Annotated in this window: 14 protein-coding genes; 5 read left to right on the forward strand and 9 right to left on the reverse strand. The window is 73.9% G+C overall.

Annotated features, from left to right (window positions below; translation table 11 throughout):
* Nucleotides 1-58: 58 nt before the first annotated feature.
* The 3 genes from BLP29_RS14635 to BLP29_RS14645 all read right to left on the reverse strand — a co-directional run bounded on the left by BLP29_RS14635 (nt 59) and on the right by BLP29_RS14645 (nt 3,374).
* Nucleotides 59-955, reverse strand: coding sequence for a dioxygenase family protein (locus BLP29_RS14635; RefSeq protein ID WP_092805783.1), 897 nt, complete (start codon nt 953-955; stop codon nt 59-61).
* A 124-nt stretch (nt 956-1,079) separates the two neighbouring features.
* Entirely contained in the window at nt 1,080-2,675 is a 1,596-nt protein-coding gene (locus tag BLP29_RS14640) for a 4-hydroxyphenylacetate 3-hydroxylase family protein (RefSeq protein WP_207798510.1), read from the reverse strand.
* Nucleotides 2,676-2,804: 129 nt separating this feature from the next.
* Nucleotides 2,805-3,374: a flavin reductase family protein gene (locus tag BLP29_RS14645; RefSeq protein ID WP_092805785.1), complete on the reverse strand. Its 570-nt coding sequence runs from the start codon at nt 3,372-3,374 to the stop codon at nt 2,805-2,807.
* A gap of 122 nt (nt 3,375-3,496) precedes the next feature.
* On the opposite strand from BLP29_RS14645, the gene BLP29_RS14650 reads away from it, so the two are divergent.
* On the forward strand, nt 3,497-4,348 hold the full coding sequence (locus BLP29_RS14650; RefSeq protein ID WP_092805787.1) for an IclR family transcriptional regulator domain-containing protein: 852 nt from the start codon (nt 3,497-3,499) through the stop codon (nt 4,346-4,348).
* Between the two features lie 42 nt (nt 4,349-4,390).
* On the opposite strand, the gene BLP29_RS14655 is transcribed toward BLP29_RS14650, so the two are convergent.
* Nucleotides 4,391-5,626 carry an acetyl-CoA C-acetyltransferase gene (locus BLP29_RS14655; protein ID WP_092805789.1) on the reverse strand — a complete coding sequence of 412 codons (1,236 nt, stop codon included), beginning with the start codon at nt 5,624-5,626 and terminating at the stop codon, nt 4,391-4,393.
* A 430-nt stretch (nt 5,627-6,056) separates the two neighbouring features.
* Between BLP29_RS14655 and BLP29_RS21965 the strand changes: the two genes are divergently transcribed.
* From BLP29_RS21965 to BLP29_RS14675, 4 genes are all read left to right on the forward strand, one after another.
* Nucleotides 6,057-6,206, forward strand: a complete 150-nt coding sequence (locus BLP29_RS21965) for a type II toxin-antitoxin system RelE family toxin (protein WP_409359870.1) — start codon at nt 6,057-6,059, stop codon at nt 6,204-6,206.
* A gap of 358 nt (nt 6,207-6,564) precedes the next feature.
* Nucleotides 6,565-6,807 carry a hypothetical protein gene (locus BLP29_RS14665; protein ID WP_092805791.1) on the forward strand — a complete coding sequence of 81 codons (243 nt, stop codon included), beginning with the start codon at nt 6,565-6,567 and terminating at the stop codon, nt 6,805-6,807.
* Nucleotides 6,804-7,106 carry a hypothetical protein gene (locus BLP29_RS14670; RefSeq protein WP_133379178.1) on the forward strand — a complete coding sequence of 101 codons (303 nt, stop codon included), beginning with the start codon at nt 6,804-6,806 and terminating at the stop codon, nt 7,104-7,106. Before BLP29_RS14665 ends, BLP29_RS14670 begins: the two co-directional genes overlap by 4 nt.
* 35 nt (nt 7,107-7,141) lie before the next feature.
* Nucleotides 7,142-8,341: a glycerate kinase gene (locus tag BLP29_RS14675; protein ID WP_207798511.1), complete on the forward strand. Its 1,200-nt coding sequence runs from the start codon at nt 7,142-7,144 to the stop codon at nt 8,339-8,341.
* A 182-nt stretch (nt 8,342-8,523) separates the two neighbouring features.
* Here BLP29_RS14675 and BLP29_RS14680 read toward each other — a convergent pair whose 3' ends face one another.
* The 5 genes from BLP29_RS14680 to BLP29_RS14700 all read right to left on the reverse strand — a co-directional run bounded on the left by BLP29_RS14680 (nt 8,524) and on the right by BLP29_RS14700 (nt 16,933).
* Nucleotides 8,524-9,579, reverse strand: coding sequence for an ANTAR domain-containing protein (locus tag BLP29_RS14680; protein WP_092805795.1), 1,056 nt, complete (start codon nt 9,577-9,579; stop codon nt 8,524-8,526).
* Between the two features lie 191 nt (nt 9,580-9,770).
* Complete coding sequence (locus tag BLP29_RS14685) at nt 9,771-11,630, reverse strand: SpoIIE family protein phosphatase (protein WP_092805797.1); 1,860 nt, start codon at nt 11,628-11,630, stop codon at nt 9,771-9,773.
* Nucleotides 11,631-11,818: 188 nt separating this feature from the next.
* On the reverse strand, nt 11,819-14,500 hold the full coding sequence (locus BLP29_RS14690) for an ATP-binding protein (RefSeq protein WP_092806412.1): 2,682 nt from the start codon (nt 14,498-14,500) through the stop codon (nt 11,819-11,821).
* 241 nt (nt 14,501-14,741) lie between these two features.
* Complete coding sequence (locus tag BLP29_RS14695) at nt 14,742-15,491, reverse strand: IclR family transcriptional regulator (protein WP_092805799.1); 750 nt, start codon at nt 15,489-15,491, stop codon at nt 14,742-14,744.
* On the reverse strand, nt 15,488-16,933 hold the full coding sequence (locus BLP29_RS14700; protein WP_092805801.1) for an APC family permease: 1,446 nt from the start codon (nt 16,931-16,933) through the stop codon (nt 15,488-15,490). The genes BLP29_RS14695 and BLP29_RS14700 overlap by 4 nt, the downstream gene beginning before the upstream one ends.
* Nucleotides 16,934-17,150 lie beyond the last annotated feature (217 nt).

Consider the following 17,150-nt stretch of genomic DNA (forward strand, 5'->3'; position numbering starts at 1 on the left):
CCTCAGCGCTGGTGCGGGCACCCGGCCGCATGGCCGGGTGCCCGCGGGTGTCACAGGGTCAATTGCGCTCGAGCACGAAGTCGTAGGTGACCTCACGGGTGCCGTTCCCGGCGTCGGTGGGGTCCAGGATCAGCTCGGGCTTGGTGGCCTCGGCGACGTCGGAGTCCAGGTACTCCCCACCGGCGAAGTACAGCTGCGTGGTCACCGTGCGGTGGCCCTCGGCGCTGACGAGCAGGTGCAGGTGGGCCGGGCGCCAGGGGTGCCAGCCGGCGGCGGAGATGAGCGCTCCGGTCGGGCCGTCGGTGGGCACCTGGTAAGGAGCGGGCTGGATCGTGGCGATCTCGAAGCGGCCCTGGTCGTCGGTGGTAACCACGCCGCGCAGGTTGCCGGAGGGGATGTCGGGGGCGAAGCCGGAGTAGTAGCCCTTCTCGTCGGCCTGCCAGATGTCCAGGACGGCGTGAGGCACTGGCGAGCCGTCGGTGTCGGTGACCTGCCCGCGGAACAACAGCGGGGTGCCCTTCTCGTCGGGGCGGGCCGGCAGCGTGGCCGGGGAGGTCAGCTGCACCTGCTCGGGGAGGTAGTAGGGGCCCAGGATGGTGCCCTTGGTGCCGGTCTGGGTGCGGGCGGCGACCTCCTCGACGGCGTGCTCGACGAATACGTCGAGGAACAGCGGCCACTCCCCGCCGTCGCCGACGTCCATCAGCCACTTCTTGGCGGCCTGGAACTCCGGGTAGGTGACCTCGTGCTCGCTGATGACCTGGTGCACTGCGCCCAGCAGTGCCCGGGCCAGGGTGTCGACCCGGGCGGTGTCGCTGACGGCGCCGGCGCCGGAGTACTGGCTGGTGGAGCGGAAGGACGCGCTGGCCGAGGCGCCGGAGTCCGCGGCGGTGGGGGAGGTGGCGGCGGCGCTGTGGTCGATGGCCGACTGCTCGACGGCGTTGTCGGTGGTGGTCATGGTGCTGGCTCCAGTCGGGAGTGGTGGATGAAGGTCACCCGGTGTCGGTGGCGCTGATGTCCCACTGATGCCGGCGGCCGCCCTGAGGTGGTCGCCGGCACCAAGAGGGTGGTGCGGGCAGTTCTCAGTTGCGGCGGTTCCTGAAGTAGGAGACGTCGTCGTTGCCGATCAGGTCGGGCACGGTCCAGCCGTCCAGGTCATACTCGTTGAGGCAGGCCTCGGCCAGGCCCTTCATCGCCCCGGTGGTGCCTTGGGCCTCGGCGGCGAACAGCAGCTCGGCCTTGACGTTCTCGTGGTTGCCCGAGTAGTTGCGCTCGTACAGCTCGTGGCGGCCACCGAACTCGCTGCCCACCGCGTCCCAGAGGGCCTTCATGACCTTGACCCGGTCGACGGCGTCGTAGCCGTTGGAGCCGCGGACGTACTTGTCCAGGTAGGGCCGAACTTCGGGGGTCTTGAAGTCCATCGAGTGGGAGTTGAGGTAGATCAGCCCGCTGGCGACGTCGGACTCGATGATCTCCTTGATCCGGGGGTAGGCCTGGATCATGAGCATGCGGTAGGTCAGGCCGTAGTCCAGCTTGGGCAGCAGGGCACCGTTCTCCCAGCCGTCGGGGTTACGGGCCATGGCGTCCGCGAGGGCGTAGAAGGTGTTGCGCCAGCCGATGACCTCACCGACCCGGGTCTGCACGCCGCGGAAGTCCTTGCTGCCGGTGATCTCCAGGGCCTTGAGCAGCAACCCGGCGATGAAGTCGATCTTCGTGGCGAGGCGGATGCAGCCGTGGAAGGTGAACCGGGGGATGAATCCGGACACGGGGAAGAAGCCGTTGATCTTCTCGACGTCGCCGTAGAGGAAGACGTTCTCCCACGGGACGAGGACCTTGTCGAAGACGAAGATCGTGTCGTTCTCGTCCATGCGGGAGGACAGCGGGTAGTCGAAGGGGCTGCCCATGACGGCGGCCTGCTGGGTGTAGGAGGTGCGGCAAATGAGCTTCACGCCCGGTGCGTCCATCGGCACTGTGCAGATGACGGCGAACTCCTTCTTCTTGATCGGGAGTCCGTAGTGGGCGATGAAGTTGTAGTTGGTGATCGCCGAGCCGGTGGCCACGACCTTGGCGCCGGAGACGATGAGGCCAGCGTCGGTCTCCTTCTCCACGCGCATGAACACATCGCCGACCTCGTCGGGGGACATGTTGCGGTCCACCGGGGGGTTGATGATGGCGTGGTTCCAGTAGAGGACCTTCTCCTGGGACTCCTTGTACCAGCGCTTCGCGTTGTCCTCGAAAGGCGCGTAGAACTCGCTGTTGGCACCCAGGGTGCCCAGGAAGCTGGCCTTGTAGTCGGGGCTGCGGCCCATCCACCCGTAGCTCATCCGGGCCCAGCCCTCGATGGCGTCACGGTCGGCGAGCAGGTCCTCCACCGAGTGCGGGCTGCGGAAGAAGGGGTGGGTGACCCCGCCATTGCCGGTGTCGGTGGGGACGATGAGCTTTTGGTTCTGCGTCGGGTCGTGCAGGGCGTCGTACAGCCGGGCGGTCATCCGCACCGGGTTGCGGAACGCGGGGTGGGTGGTGACGTCCTTGACCCGCTCGCCGTAGATCCACACCTCGCGGTCGTCCTTAAGGCTCTCGACGTACTCGTCACCGGTCATCGGCCGGGTGGCGGTTGGCTTGTCGAGATCGATGGCGCCCGTGGTCGGGGCGATCGGGCGGTCTTCCTGCAGCGTCACGAGGGAACCCTTCTTCGTCGGTGGAGACGGGTGTTCGGTCTTCCAGTGGGGTGGTGCTCGTGCTGAGCGCTTCCGGTCGGGGGACCGGTCGCGCCTCGTTCTCGATGGCCAGCCGTTGCGGCTGGCAGATCAGGAGGCGACTCGGTCGCGGTGCGCCGGGAGGGCGGTGAAGGTGGTGGCCGCGTCGAACCAGCCACTCTCGGGAGAGTCGAGGGAGGCGCCCCAATGCGCGCTGATGCGGGGCTGGCCCAGCTCGCGGAACTTGCCGCCGAAGAACAGCAGAGGATCCCGGTCGCTGACGTCGATGCCGGTGACCTCGCCGATGACGATGAGGTGGTCGCCGCCGTCGTAGGTGCGCCACGGCTGGCAGGAGATGGTGGCCGCGTTGCCGAGAAGGACCGGGCTCGTCGGCCCCTGCGCCCATTCGGGTGCGGGGTCGGCCGGTCGGCCGGCGAAGTGCCAGGCCACGTCGACCTGGTCGGTGGACAGGACGTTGACCGCGAACGGCGCGCCCTCCAGGTAGGCGCATGCCTTCGACTGGCGGGTCAGCGTCACCTGGCACAGCGCCGGCTCCAGGGACACCGCCGTGAAGGCGTTCACGGTGGCCCCGTGCGGTACGCCGTCGTCCTTGGCGCAGGTCACGACGGTGACACCGGTGGCGAACTTGCCGAACGCGTTCCGGATGGCTCTGGGCTCCATTGCTCGCTCCCTACGTACGCTATGCGTACATGCTGCACGCCTTGCGTCGTGGAAGGGAGTGTGCCGCCGGTCACCAGACCCGTCAAGCACTTCCTGCCCAACTCGTACGAAAGACTGCGGACATGGCGGTGAAGGACCCTGATGAACAGGTGACCGGAACGACGGGCGCGGTGGGCTCGGACCGGGACTACGTCCAGTCCCTGGACCGCGGCTTGGCGCTGCTGTTGGCGTTTGATGGGGACCACCCCGACCCCACCCTGGCCGAGCTAGCCCAGCTGACCGGATTCTCCCGCCCGGCGGTCCGTCGGTTCCTGATCACCCTCGAGCGGCTGGGCTACGTGCGAGCCCACGGCGGTCGGTTCTCCCTCACCCCTCGCGTCCTGCTGATCGGGCAGCACTACACCGAATCCCATGCGCTCATCGGCGTCGCACAGCCCCACCTGCTTCAGCTGGCCGAGCGCACCGGCGAGTCAGCGTCGTTGGCGGTCCTGGACAACGCGGAAGTGGTCTACGTCGGCCGGGTACCGGTCCGGCGGATCATGAGCATCAACGTCCAGGTCGGCACGCGAATCCCAGCGCATGCGACGTCGATGGGTCGGGTGCTGCTCGCGTGGTCACCTGCGGCCGTGGTCGATGACGTACTCACCCGGCGACCTCCAGTAGCCCTCACGGCGAACACGATCACCGGCGGCATCGCCATCCGGGACGCGCTGCACCTGGTCCGGGAGCAGGGGTGGTCCATCGTGAGCGAAGAACTGGAGCCCGGTCTGCTCTCAGCATCTGCCCCCGTGCGTGACCGCAGCGGCACCGTCGTGGCCGCGCTGGCCACATCGACCTCGACGGGGCGCTCGAACCCTGACGAGCTCCAGCGCGAGGTCATCCCACTCCTCTTGGAGACCGCGAGCCGGATCAGCAGCGAGCTCGGCTTCGGGCCAGCTCAAACTCGGCCGACCGCTTACGAGGGCTTCTACTGATCCGGGCCGCGACCAGGATTCGCTCGACCGCCCCGCCGCCGGTCAGCTGACCCGCTCGAACACCGCCGCCAGGCCCTGCCCGCCGCCGATGCACATCGTCTCCAGCGCGTAGCGGCCCTCCCGGCGGCGCAGCTCGTGCGCCATCGTGGCCAGGATCCGGGCGCCGGTGGCGCCCACCGGGTGGCCCAGCGAGATGCCCGACCCGTTGACGTTCACCCGCTCCCGGTCGGCGTCGGTGAGCTGCCCCGACGACTCCCACGCCGCCAGGCAGGCCAGCACCTGGCTGGCGAAGGCCTCGTTGAGCTCGACCAGGTCCATGTCGGCCAGCGTCAGGCCGGTGCGGGCCAGCGCCGCGGCGACCGCGGGCACCGGGCCGATGCCCATCGTCTCCGGCGCCACCCCGGCCACGGCCCAGCCGCGCAGCGTCAGGAACGGGTCCCAGCCGCGGCGGTCGGCCTCGGCGCGGGTGGTGACCAGGCACATCGCGGCGCCGTCGTTCTGGCCCGAGGCGTTGCCGGCGGTCACGGTGGCCGCGGGGTCGACCCGGGCCATCACCGGGCGCAGCGCGGCCAGGTCCTCCATCGTCGTCCCCGGCCGGGGGTGCTCGTCCTCGGTCACGGTGCGGGCCGGCGCCTTCCGGGTGCCGGGCACCTCGACGCCGACCACCTCGTCGGCGAACCGGCCCTCGGCGACGGCCGCACCCGCCCGCTGCTGGGAGCGCAGCGCCCAGGCGTCCTGCGACAACCGGTCCACGTCGTGGTCGCGGCGTACGTTCTCCGCGGTCTCCAGCATGCCGCCGGGGACCGGGTGGTGGAGGCCGCCGGCGGTCTCGCGGGCCCGGGCCAACCGGTCGTGCAGCATCGTGCCGTCGCCGCGGACGCCGGTGCGCAGGCCCAGCGCGTAGTGCTCGACCTGGCTCATCGACTCCACGCCGCCGGCCACCACCGTGGCCGCCGCGCCGGTGGCCACCTGCATGCAGGCGTAGAGCACCGCCTGCAGCCCCGACCCGCAGCGCCGGTCGACCTGCAGCCCGGGCACACCGGTGCCCAGGCCGGCGTCCAGCGCCGCGATGCGGCCGATGGCCGGGGCCTCGCCGTTGGGGTAGCACTGCCCGAGCACGACGTCGTCCACGTCGCCCTCCCCGAGCCCGTTGCGGGCGGCGAGCTCGCGCAGCACGGTGGCGGCGAGCGAGGCGGCGGTCAGCCCGGCGAACACGCCGCCGAAGCGGCCGACCGGGGTGCGCAGCGGAGAGCAGATGACGACGTCGTCGAGACTCATGACCGGAGATGGTGCGCTACGGCTGTTGCGTGGCTGCGGTCAGCCGGGGTCTGCAGCCCAAGGTCGGCCCGGCCCTAGCGTGTCCGCTGACCAACATCAGCGTGCTGCCGCGATCCTTAAACCCCCGTTTGTGAGCCGCTGGACGGATGTTCGGATGACTCCGACAAACCGCAGCTCAGGACGCCCAGGCGGTGACCGAAACCCGTTCCGGAATCAACGGACCACAAACCCATCTCGCGTGAGTTGTGAAACGACAACGCTGTGGCCTCTGCCGGCCTTCGAAGCGGCGGAGATGGTGACGGACTCCGCGGAGTAGCGGGGTGGCCACGAGCGACGGGGAGCGGGTGCCGCTGGCCGAGGTCAGGGATGAACTCACCGCAAGACCGGAGCGCCGTGGTCGATCTCGGTGCTCGGTGGCTGGCTGACGTCCGTGGCCGGCGGTTGCGACCACATTGGTGGGGGGCAGACGGCTTGGCGCATCCGGGTGGGGGACTACCGAGCGATCTACGACGTCCTAGACGAGGCGCTCGTCGTGACCGTCGTACGAGCAGGGCATCGCCGGGAGATCCACGACCGATAGCTGGCCATGTCCACCGGTGTAGCAACCGGTGTAGCAACGCGGGACGGACGACGACCGTCCGTCGCGGATGACCACGAACGCCGAACCGCGCTGACCAGCGCAAACAGCACGTGGGCGGACAGCGGCGAACCCCACCGAGCAAGCTGGGGGTCAAGGGGTCGCAGGTTCAAATCCTGTCAGCCCGACAGAGAACGCGCGGCAGGCGGGTCGTCCGACTAGGACGGCCCGCCTGTTGCGTCTCCACGGCCACCGGGTGTCGAGGCCTCCTGGATCTGCTGTTCGCCCCGGCGGCTTCCTGGCCAACCCGAACGGCGGCACAGACGCCGCTACGCTGGTCCAGGACATCGAACGGGACGTCGTGCCGCACCTCGAGGGTTCGGACCATCCGGCTTCGGCCAACCACACCACGGTGACCTTCGACGACCAGGACGGCAGCGTGGGGGAGAACCACAGCTCGTCCAACGGGCACTCCCAAGCCGCTGCAGCTCTGGACCAGAGCACCGATCCTTCGGTCACCGCCTACCTGAACAGTGCCTCAGCCTTCTTCCCCGGCTCCGACGCCGAACCAGCCGTGCAGGCCCACGAACTGGACCGCCGATGACCCCGCCCCCGCACGTCGGCGCCCCCAGCTCCCGCCCCCGCGTGGGCCGTCGAGGCCTGTGCCCCGCCCTGGGAGTGGCTGGTCTGTGCGTGGTGGCGCTGCTGTCGGGCTGCGCGTCGTCCCGTTCCGCCGGTGACGACGACACCGGTGCCGTCGCCGTCGAGGAGGCGGCCGACCTGCCGGAGCAGTTCGAGCAGCTGCCCGGGGTCACGTCGGCGTCGGTGGAGTTCCAGGACGACATCACCGTCCAGGCGCAGCTGCAGGCCGACGTCACCGACCGGTGGGGGGAGCGGCCCTGACCTCCCCAGACACCGGTGTGGTGGGCGTGTCCTCCGTGGCCGTCGTCCCCGTCCTCTCCCTCGTGGCCCAGGAGGCCGACGTGCACGTGCTCATCGCCCCCGACTCGTTCAAGGAGAGCCTCACGAGCCCTGAGGCCGCCGCCGCGATGCAGGAGGGCTGGCTGCGCGGGGCCCCCGGCAGCACCTGCCGGACGGCGCCGCTCGCCGACGGCGGGGAAGGCACGGTGCAGGCCCTGGTCGCCGCGACCGGTGGACGCACCGAGCGCTGCGAGGTCACCGGGCCGCTCGGTGAGCCCGTCAGCGCCGAGTTCGGGGTCCTCGGCGGTCCCGGGCCGCGCTCCGCCGTCGTCGAGGTGGCGGCGGCCTCCGGCCTCGCCCTGGTGCCGCGGCACCGCCGGGACGCACTGCGCGCGACGTCCACCGGGACCGGCGAGCTCATCGCCGCCGCGCTCGACCTCGGCGTGGACCGGGTCGTGCTGGGGCTCGGCGGCAGCGCCACGACCGACGGCGGCGCCGGGATGCTCCGTGCACTGGGTGCCCGCCTGCTCGACGAGCGGGGCGAGGAGGTCCACGGCGGCGGCGGTGACCTGGGGCGGGTCGTCGGCGTCGACACGTCCGGGCTCCACCCGGGGCTGGCCACCTGCGAGGTGGTCGCGGCCTGCGACGTGGACAACCCGCTGTGCGGTCCGCGCGGCGCCGCCGCCGTCTACGGTCCGCAGAAGGGAGCCGACGGCGACGCCGTCGCACTGCTCGACGGGCACCTGGCGAGCTTCGCCCGGGTGGTCGCGGCCCAGCTCCCCGACGCCGACCCGGACGCCCCGGGCACGGGCGCAGCCGGGGGCATCGGCTTCGCGGTGCTCACCCTGCTCGGCGGATCCCTGCGGCCAGGCTTCGAGCTCGTCTCCGAGGCCGTCGGGCTGGGCCGCCTGGTGGACGAGGCCGACCTGGTCCTCACGGGGGAGGGCCGGCTGGACGCGCAGTCACTGGCGGGCAAGACCCCGGTGGGCGTGCTGCGCCTGGCGCGCGCCCGCGGCGTGCCGGTGATCGCGATCGGCGGCTCGCTCGGCGACGACGTCGACCAGCTCGTCGACGCGGGCATGACCGCCGTGGTGAGCTGCATCCCCGGCGTCGTCGACCACCAGCAGGCGATGGCCGGTGCCTATGCCAACGTCGCGCGGACGACCGCTGCGCTCGCCGCGGTGTGGGTGGCTGCGCGTCGGTCCGGCGAACGCTGACCCGAGCCGCGAGCGGCAGCCGGCAAGGCATCCTCGAGCTACGGCGACCCTGTCCACGCGCTCGCCGTCGGCAACCACGAGGCCTGGTCCAGCATCCCGTCGGGGGCGGGCAGCGCTGACCGTCGAGCGGCTGCCGATCTCGGCGGGGAGGTCCCCCGGCGTGGGCGGTCGGGACGACGCCCTCAGGGCCGCGCCGCTTCGGCGGTGGGGTCGTTGAGGGCGCCGCAGCGGCGGCACCGCAGTCGCGGGGTCGAGCTCGGCAGGAGGGTGGGGACGTGGTCCCGGGCCAGCACCAGGTCGCAGCGGCCGCACGCCAGGTCGTGGCCCGGGTGCGGGCCGCGGGGGAGCGAGGTGCGCACCCCGCGCGCTGGGTGCGCCGAGGGGTCGGCCGAGGTTGGGTGGGTGACGAGGCGGTGGCGGGTGCCGGCGAGCTCGGGCACGGTCGAGGTGCCGGATCCGGGTGTGATGGGCTCGTCGAGCGGGCGCCCGGTCAGGTCGGTCGGCCGCCGGGAGAGCGGCGCAGGGTCCACCGGGGCCGGGTGCCCGGCGAGCACCGCCGTGGCGGCGCGTTCGAGGTCCTGCCCGGAGGCGAATGCCCGGGCGCGCAGCTGGGCCAGGGCGTCGCTGCTGGTGAGACCGTCCCGCATGCGCAGGCACCCGACGGCCTGCCACACGGTCAGGCGGTCCTGGACGGCCGGGGTGTCCAACCACGTCGCCAGGCCCGCATCCCGGTCCTCCGGCCCGGTGCTGTCGCCGAGGTCGGCGGCGGTGACCGTCTCCAGGGCTGCGGCCCACTCGGCCAGCGCTCCCGGCGACACCGACCGGGCCCCGTCCCCATCGCGCCAGTACAGGTCGACGGCGAGCGCCGCGGTGGTCGCACCGCGCAGGGGCACGGCCACGACCGACCGGAACGGGGTGTGCGCGGCGAGCTCCACCCAGTAGACCGGCCACCGCCGGGCCAGGTCGGCGGCGGTGGCGACGACCAGCGACCGGGACCGGTGGGCCTGCAGGCACGGTCCGTCGCCGAGGGTGAACTGCAGGAGCTCGGCGGCCTGGCTGTCGGCGTCGCTGCACCCGACCGGCATCCGCTGGTCGGTCCCGAACGAGACGGTCACGCCGGCCCCGTCCACGGGCAGCACGTCCAGGCAGGCGGCCGCGAGCAGGTCGGGGACGTGGTCGTCGTCCGAACGGCCTGCGAGCGCGGTGGCCAGGCGGTCGGCGAGGCTCGGGGAGGACATCTGCGGAGGACACCACCGGGTGGGTCGTGGCGGCGTGCGCGGGGACGTCCTCGGTGGGTACGCGCCCGGCCGGCGCCGGTTCGTGGGCCCGGGGTCGGACCCGTACGTGCTCCTGTTGCCGCGTCGCGCGCGGATCATGCATGCAGGATCGTGCGGCCGGGCCCGGCGGGACCGCGCGGGCACGGGCGAGGTCAGGCGCGGGGGTCCGGGGCCGGGGGCAGGCCGTCGGGGACGCGATTGGGCCCGGCCTCCGGTGGGCGGGGTCGGTCCTGGGGGTGCAGCCGGACGGCGACCAGGGCGATGTCGTCGTCGGGGTGGCCGTCGACCATGCGGCCCAGGACCGAGTCGACCAGGTCGGCGAGGTCCTCCCGGGCGTGGTCGGCGAGGACCTGGAGCAGCCGGTCGGTCCCGGCGTCGAGGTCCTGGTCGCGCCGCTCGACGAGGCCGTCGGTGTGGAGCAGCACCGTCGCGTCGCGGGCCAGCAGGGTGACGTGCTCGTGCCGGACGCTGACGGCGTCGACACCCAGCAGCAGGTCGGCGCGCGCGGCGGTCAGGGTGCGCACGGTGCCGTCGGGGTCCACGACGACGGGCGGCGGGTGCCCGGCGTTGGCCCACACCATCCGGGTCACACCGCGCTCGACCTCGTCGGCGTCCTGCTCGAACCGGGCGACCGCGGCGGTGACCAGACTGGTGATCCCCAGCAGCTGCATGGAGCTGTCCAGCCCCCGGAGCACCTCGGCCGGCCCGGCGTCGGAGTAGGTGGCGATGCCGCGCAGCAGACCCCGCAGCTGACCCATCGTGGCGGCCGCGTCGGTGTCGTGGCCGGCGACGTCGCCGATCACCAGCATCGTCGTCCCGCCGGGCTGGAAGAACGCGTCGTACCAGTCGCCACCGACCTGGGCGGCGTGCGAGGACGGCAGGTAGCGGACGACGACCTCGGCGTGGTCGGGCTCGGGCGGCTCGGTGAGCAGGCTGCGCTGCAGGATCTCGGCCACGGCCCGGCTGCTGGCCGCGCGTCGCCGCTCGGCCTGCAGGTCGTGCACCCGGGTCAAGGCCTGGGCGCACTGGGTGGCGAAGGCCTGGGCGGTCTCCACCTCGTCCGGGGTGAGCTGCCGTTCGCGGCGCCAGCTGGCCACCAGGGCGCCCAGCACCCGACCGCCGCTGCGCAGGGGGACGGCGAGCCAGGCCAGCTGACCGGTCAGGTCGTAGGTGGTGGCCATCCCCGGCGACCAGGCCAACCCGTCGGCCCGGGTGCCCAGGGCGAGCGGCTGGTCGTGCTCGACGACCCAGGCAGCCGGCGCCGTGCTGGACAGCGGGACCTGGCGGAACTCGCGCTGCGCCGGCTCGCCCAGCGACGGGCTCAGGGACAGCCGGAGCACGCCTGCGTCGTCGTCGCGCATGGCCAGGGCCCCGCCGTCGGCGCCCAGCGCGGTCAGGCCGGTACCGGTGACGATGTGGGCGACGTCGTCGACGGTGGTGGCGGCGCTGAGCTGCAGGGTGACCTCGGCCAGCGCCGCCAGCCGCGTGGTGGCCGCCTCCCGCGCTGCCAGTGCCGACCGGAGCTCGTGGGTGCGGCCGAAGAGGTCGGCCTCGAGCTGGTCGATGCGCTGCCAGGTGGTCCGCCCCCCGGTGATCGCCTGCTCGCGTTCGGCGACGAACCGGGTGACGTCCTCGACCCGTTGCAGGACCCACGCCGACCCGCCGGCCACGTCGGGCACCGGCGCACTGATCAGCGACCAGACCCGTTGGGCGTCCGTACCGGTCACCGGGTCGTACACGTCGTACCGGAAGAGCGGCAGCTGGTGGGGCAGGCCGGTGTCGCGGGCCTGCTCGAAGGACTGCTGCAGCGGATTGCTGCCGGCCTCGTCCAGCGCCGAGGACGCCGGCGGGAAGGCGTCGAAGACGTACCGGCCGACGAGGTCGTCGCGTTCGCGGCCGAGCAGGTGCAGGTAGGCGGCGTTGGCCTCCCGGATCACCAGGTCGGGCGACATCAGCAGGTAGGCGGTGGGCAGGGACTCGAAGACGGCTGCGAAGTCCAGCTCGACGGACATCGGGATCTCCTCGTCGTCGGCGACTCGTACGGCTGCCCGGGGGGCTCGGCGGCCCGGCGCGGGCGCCGGGTCCGGGCAGCGGCACCGGACAGGAGGTGGCGCCGATCTCGTCTGCACCGCTCACGACCTCAGCACATGGTGCAGGTAGGTCGCGCACGATCCGAGGCGGCGCCCTCCAGGGCCGGTCCCTACCGCTCTCGCTCGGCGCGGATGGTCACCGTCGTCCCCTCGGCGCCGGGCAGCACGCTCACCTCGCCCACGGCGGCCATGAGGGTCGAGCCCCGGCCCCGGTCCATGCTCGACACCCGTTCTCGCCACTGACCCGTGTCGGTGACCGTGGCGACGACGACGTCCTCGTCGACGACGATGCGCAGGTCGACCACCGGCTCGGTGGGGCGCTGGGCGTGCTCGACGGCGTTGGTTACCGCCTCGCCGACGGCGACCAGCAGGTCGTAGGCCTGGTCCTCGTGGATCCGAGCCGCCTCCAGGACCGGACGCAGGGCGGCGCGTGCCCGGGCGGGCGCGCGGTCGGTCGCGGCCAGCCGCCAGTGCCCGCTGTGCCCGGTACCCGTCGTCCCGGTGCCTGACGTCCCGGTGCCCGTCGTTCCCATCCCCGTCGTCCCGGTGCCCGTCGGGGGGCCGTCCGTCGTCCCGGTGCCCGTCGGGGGACCGTCCGACGTCCCGGCGGCCGGGCCGCCGAGGTCACCGGCCGCTGCCGGCGTCGCGGCCCGCGCCGGCGCCGGGGGAGGGGCAGGGGCGGTCTGGACCCCGCGGCCGAGGGCCCGCCGATGCGGCCGGGACGCGAGCGCGGTCACGCGGGCGACCAGCTCCGCGGACCGGAACGGCTTGGCCAGGTGGTCGTCGGCGCCGGCGTCCAGGGTCTCGACGGCGGCCTCCTGGCCGGCGCGGGCGGTGAGGACCAGCACCGGGACGTCGGCGGTGGCGGGGTCGGCACGCAGCCGGCGCAGCAGGTCGAAGCCGTCCACCCGCGGCATCATCACGTCGGTCACGAGGACGTCGGGGGCGGCGCCGGCGGCCAGGGCCAGCGCCTGCTCGCCGTCGGCGGCGGCCAGCACCCGGAACCGCGGGGACAGCAGCCGCGCGAGGTAGTCGCGCATGTCGGCGTTGTCGTCGACCACGAGCACCGACCCGCGGTCGTCCCCGGCGGGCGCCGGGCCGACCGGGGCGGTCAGGTCGCGTTCCCAGGCCGCGGCGGTGCCGCGGGCCGCCGCCGACGGCGCCCGGCCCTCGGCCGCGAACCCCGCGGCGGGGAGGTCGACCCGCGCGGTGAAGGTGCTGCCTCGGCCCGGGGCGCTGTCCACGGTGACCTCGCCGCCCAGCAGCTGCACCAGGTCGCGGACCAGGCTCAGCCCGATGCCGGTGCCCTCCCGCGTGCGCGCGCGGGCGTCGAGGACGCGGTGGAACCGGTCGAAGACGCGGGCCTGCTCGGCGGCGGGGATGCCGATGCCGGTGTCGCGGACGGTCAGCTCGAGGGGCAGGGGGCCGGTGCCGGGGACCTCGCCGACGGTCCGCAGGACCACGTCGATGTGCCCGACGAAGGTGTACTTGACCGCGTTGGCCACGAGGTTCAGCACGACCTTCTCCCAGATCCGGGGGTCGACGAGCACCGGTGCCGGCAGCGGTGGGCAGTCGACGTGCAGGGACAGCCCGGCGCGCTCGGCGGCGGCCCGCAGCACGCCGGCCAGCTCGGCGGTGAACGCGGCGAGGTCCACCGGCTGCGGGGCCTGCACGACGGCACCGGCCTCGAGCCGGACGACGTCCATCACGTCGTCGACGAGCCGCTCGAGCCGCTGCCCGTTGCGCAGCGCGAGGGCCAGGCCGTCGCGGGTGGTGCCGGTCAACCCGGCCCCGGGGTCGGCCAGGACGTCCTCCAGCGGACCCAGCAGCAGGGTGAGGGGGGTGCGCAGCTCGTGGCTGATGTCGGAGAAGAACGCGGTCTTGGCGCGGTCGAGCTCGGCGAGGGCCTCGGCCCGGTGCCGCTCGGCGGCGAGGGCCTCGCTGACCGCGAGGGCCGCGGCGAACTGGCTGGCCACCAGGGACAGGTGGTCCCGCAGGTCCTCGTCGAGCCGGCGGGCCGGGGTCACGGCCAGCAGCAGGGCGCCGGTCGGTCCGTCGCCGCCGGGGGTGTGCAGGGGGAGGACGACGGCGTCGCGGACCGGGTCGCCCCACAGTCCACCCGTGAGGCCCAGCGCGGACACGTCGGTGGGCAGGTCGGCCCACGCGGCCTCCTCGGGCAGCGCCCCGGCGGGGCAGCCGACCGTGGCGATCCGGCGCAGCCGCCCCCCGCGGGTCAGCCAGACACCGGCGAACGGGACGTCGAGGGCGTCGACGGCCAGGGCGGCGCACAACCGGGCCGCGGTGACCTCGTCGTCGGCCAGCTCGTGGCCGGCCTCGGTGAGCGCGCGCAGCACCGCCTGCCGGCGCTCGGCGACGACCTCGGCGGTGACCTCGGTGCACACCGCGTGCATGCCGGCGACCGCGCCGTCGTCGCCGAAGGCGGGCGCGTGGGAGACGGTGAAGTAGGTCTCCTCGCGGTACCCGTCGCGCTCCAGCAGCAGCGGGAGCCGCGGCAGCCAGGAGGCCTCCCGGGTGGTCATCGCCTGCTCCACGGGGCCCGACAGCGCGTCCCACCCCTCGGCCAGCGTGTCGCGGATGTCGTGCCCGATGGCCGGGTGCTTCGCGCCGATGAGGGGTGCGTACGCGTCGTTGTAGAACTGCAGGAACCCCGGCCCCCAGGTCAGCACCATGGGGAACCGGGAGGCCAGCACCGTGCGGACGGCGAACCGCAGGCTGGCCGGCCAGGTCTCGACGGCGCCGACCCCGGTCGCCGCCCAGTCCAGTCCGGCCATCAGCCGACCTGCCTCACCGCCACCGTCGAACAGCGGGTGGGCCGGGGCCGCAGCACCGCTCACCGGGCGGCGGGGACGGGTGGGCGCCGCGGGGCGGCGCAGCTCTCACCCCGACGGGCAGTGCGGTACCCGGGCATGCGCGTGCGGAGCTCCTCCAGCCGACCCGACGACTGGTTGCATCGGGCGTTCAGCTTGTCATGATCACCCCGTGCAGCGCCCTCCGCACGGGGGAGGTGCGCAGTCAGTCCAGCAGGGGGCCGAGCTGCTCGGCGGTGCTGCGGGCGAGGTCGAGGTGCTCCACCGGGGCGGCCCCCCGGGCCGAGCTGACGGCCAGCGCGGCGACCAGCTGACCGGCGGTGCCGCGCACCGGGACGGCGAGGCAGCCGACGCCCTCGTGCAGCTGGCCGCTCTGCCCCGCCCACCCCTGCGCCCGCACCCGGGCCAGGCAGGCGTCCACCTGCTCGCCCCGCGACGGGGTCTCCCGGGTGAGCGCCAGGAGCCGGTCGGGGTGGTGGACGACGGCCCGCCAGTCGTCGGCCTCGGCGAGCACCAGGTGGCCCACGGCCGAGGCGTGCAGGTGGGTCTCCACGAGCGAGGGGTCGGCCAGGGGCAGGTCGGGGTCGACGTCCACCACCCGCGCCACCGGGCCGGCGACCAGCGCCAGGTGCACCCCGGCCCGCATCCGGCCGCGCAGGTCGGCGAGCACGCGCCGCGCCGCGGTCGGCACGCGGGCGGGGGCGATGACCCCCGCGAGGCCGGCGACCTTCGCGCCCAGCGCGAACCCGTGCAGGTCGGGCAACCGCACCAGGTACTCCTCGCCGACGAGGAGGTTCAGCAGGCGGTAGGTGGTGGCCGGCGGCAGGCCGAGGGCGTCGGCGACCTCCTTGGCGGTGACCCCGGCGCCGGCGCGGGCGACCTCCTGGAGCACCGCCAGGGCGGAGCGCACCGCCTGCGGCTGCCGGCCGGTGACCCCCCGGTCGACCCCGGTCACCGGCGCACGCCCTGCCCGGGCAGCAGCGAGCCCGCCGTCGCCTGGTCGTAGACGCCCACCCGGGCGAGGGTCTCCGGGGAGCGCCTGCGGAGGACCAGCCACAGCACCGGGCCGGGCAGCCAGGCGACGACGAAGACGACGACCATCGCCCCGCTGCCCGACCAGGACGCCCCGGCGACGGCGACCACCAGCACGACCGCCGACAGGGCGGCGGCCAGCGTGCCGGCGACCAGGGTGGGCCGGGTGAGCTCGCCGATGCGGTGCAGGAAGACCGGCATGGCCGCGGCGGCGAGGACGTAGGCGAGCACGTACCCGAGCGCGGACACGGTCAGCGACCCGGCGAGCACGTCGCGGGCGCGGACGCCGCTGGCCAGGGCGACGGCGGGGACGACGACCAGCAGGGGCGATGCCCAGGCCAGTGCCACGGCAGGGGTGGCGAACCGGGGGTGGGTGCGGCCCAGCGGCGCGGGCAGCACGCCCTCGCGGGACATCGAGAACAGCACCCGGGCCAGGGCGTTGATCGACCCCGTGACGCAGGCGAAGAAGGACAGCGCGATCCCGGCGTCCAGCAACCGGGGGAGCACCCCGAGTCCGTCTGCGTCGGCGAGCTGGGCGATCGGCACGTCCCCCGTGAGCACCTCCACCGGCGCGGCGCGCAGCAGCACCACCTGGGCGACCCCGGCGGCGACGAACAGCAACCCGGTCACCACCGGCGTCCAGAACACCGCCCGCGGCACCGCGACCAGGGGCCGCCGGGCCTCCACGCCGAGCGTGGCCGCGCTCTCGAAGCCCATGAAGGCGGCGACGGCGAGCACCAGCCCGGTGGCCACGCCGCCGGCCGAGACCGGTCCGTCGACGACGGCGGCGCCGGTGCCCGACCCGCCGTCGTGCGCGGCGAGCAGCACCAGGAGGACGGCGACCACCACGCCGACGGAGACGACCTCGAGCGCCAGCGCCACCCGGGCCGAGAGCCGGATGCCGCGCACCGTGGTCAGCGTCGCGAGCAGGCCCACGGAGACGGCCACCAGAGCGACCGCGGGCCCCGGCGGGTCCAGGCCGGTGAACGAGACGAGGTAGGCGACCGACCCGACCAGCGCCGAGACCGCGATCCCGGCGTAGCCGACCACCAGCGCCCACCCCGCCAGCAGGGCGGCGCCGGGTCCCAGGCCCTTGGCCGTGTAGCTGTAGACCCCGCCGACGGCGGCCATGCGGCGGGCGAAGGCCGTGAGGCACCAGCCGACGAGCACCACGAGGGCGGTGCCCCCGACCAGGACCGGCAGCGTGGCGGCCCCGGCCTGCGCCATGACGAACGGCGGGACGGCGACCACCGCGGCCGACGGCGCGAGCGCGCTCACCGACTGGGCGAGCACCTCGACCATGCTCAGCCCGCGCCGGCGCAGCCCGGCCACCGGGGAGCGCAAGGGCAGCTGGTCGATGCGCACGGTCCTCCTCGACGGCACGGGTGGGTGGTCGGGCACTGTAGCCAGCGGGCCGGGTGGGCAGGTGTCCGGCAGCGTGTCCACGAATGAGAATCGCGGCCCCCGCCGTCCCGTTCGGTGTCACGGGGATGTTGCGCGAACATGACGGTTGTGTAACCGGCGTCACTCCGGGAGGGTCCACAGTCGGCGACCACCACCCGCCGCCGACCTCCAGGAGCCC

This window comes from Klenkia marina, from assembly GCF_900101025.1.
Lineage (GTDB): Bacteria > Actinomycetota > Actinomycetes > Mycobacteriales > Geodermatophilaceae > Klenkia > Klenkia marina.

What these genes read in the sequence shown, in the direction of transcription:
- BLP29_RS14645 (WP_092805785.1), bottom strand. Translation starts at nt 3,374, where the DNA reads ATGGAGCCCAGAGCCATCCGGAACGCGTTCGGCAAGTTCGCCACCGGT.
- BLP29_RS14655 (WP_092805789.1), bottom strand. Translation starts at nt 5,626, where the DNA reads ATGAGTCTCGACGACGTCGTCATCTGCTCTCCGCTGCGCACCCCGGTC.
- BLP29_RS14685 (WP_092805797.1), bottom strand. Translation starts at nt 11,630, where the DNA reads ATGTCCGTCGAGCTGGACTTCGCAGCCGTCTTCGAGTCCCTGCCCACC.
- BLP29_RS14670 (WP_133379178.1), top strand. Translation starts at nt 6,804, where the DNA reads ATGACCCCGCCCCCGCACGTCGGCGCCCCCAGCTCCCGCCCCCGCGTG.
- BLP29_RS14635 (WP_092805783.1), bottom strand. Translation starts at nt 955, where the DNA reads ATGACCACCACCGACAACGCCGTCGAGCAGTCGGCCATCGACCACAGC.
- BLP29_RS14690 (WP_092806412.1), bottom strand. Translation starts at nt 14,500, where the DNA reads ATGGCCGGACTGGACTGGGCGGCGACCGGGGTCGGCGCCGTCGAGACC.
- BLP29_RS14680 (WP_092805795.1), bottom strand. Translation starts at nt 9,579, where the DNA reads ATGTCCTCCCCGAGCCTCGCCGACCGCCTGGCCACCGCGCTCGCAGGC.
- BLP29_RS14650 (WP_092805787.1), top strand. Translation starts at nt 3,497, where the DNA reads ATGGCGGTGAAGGACCCTGATGAACAGGTGACCGGAACGACGGGCGCG.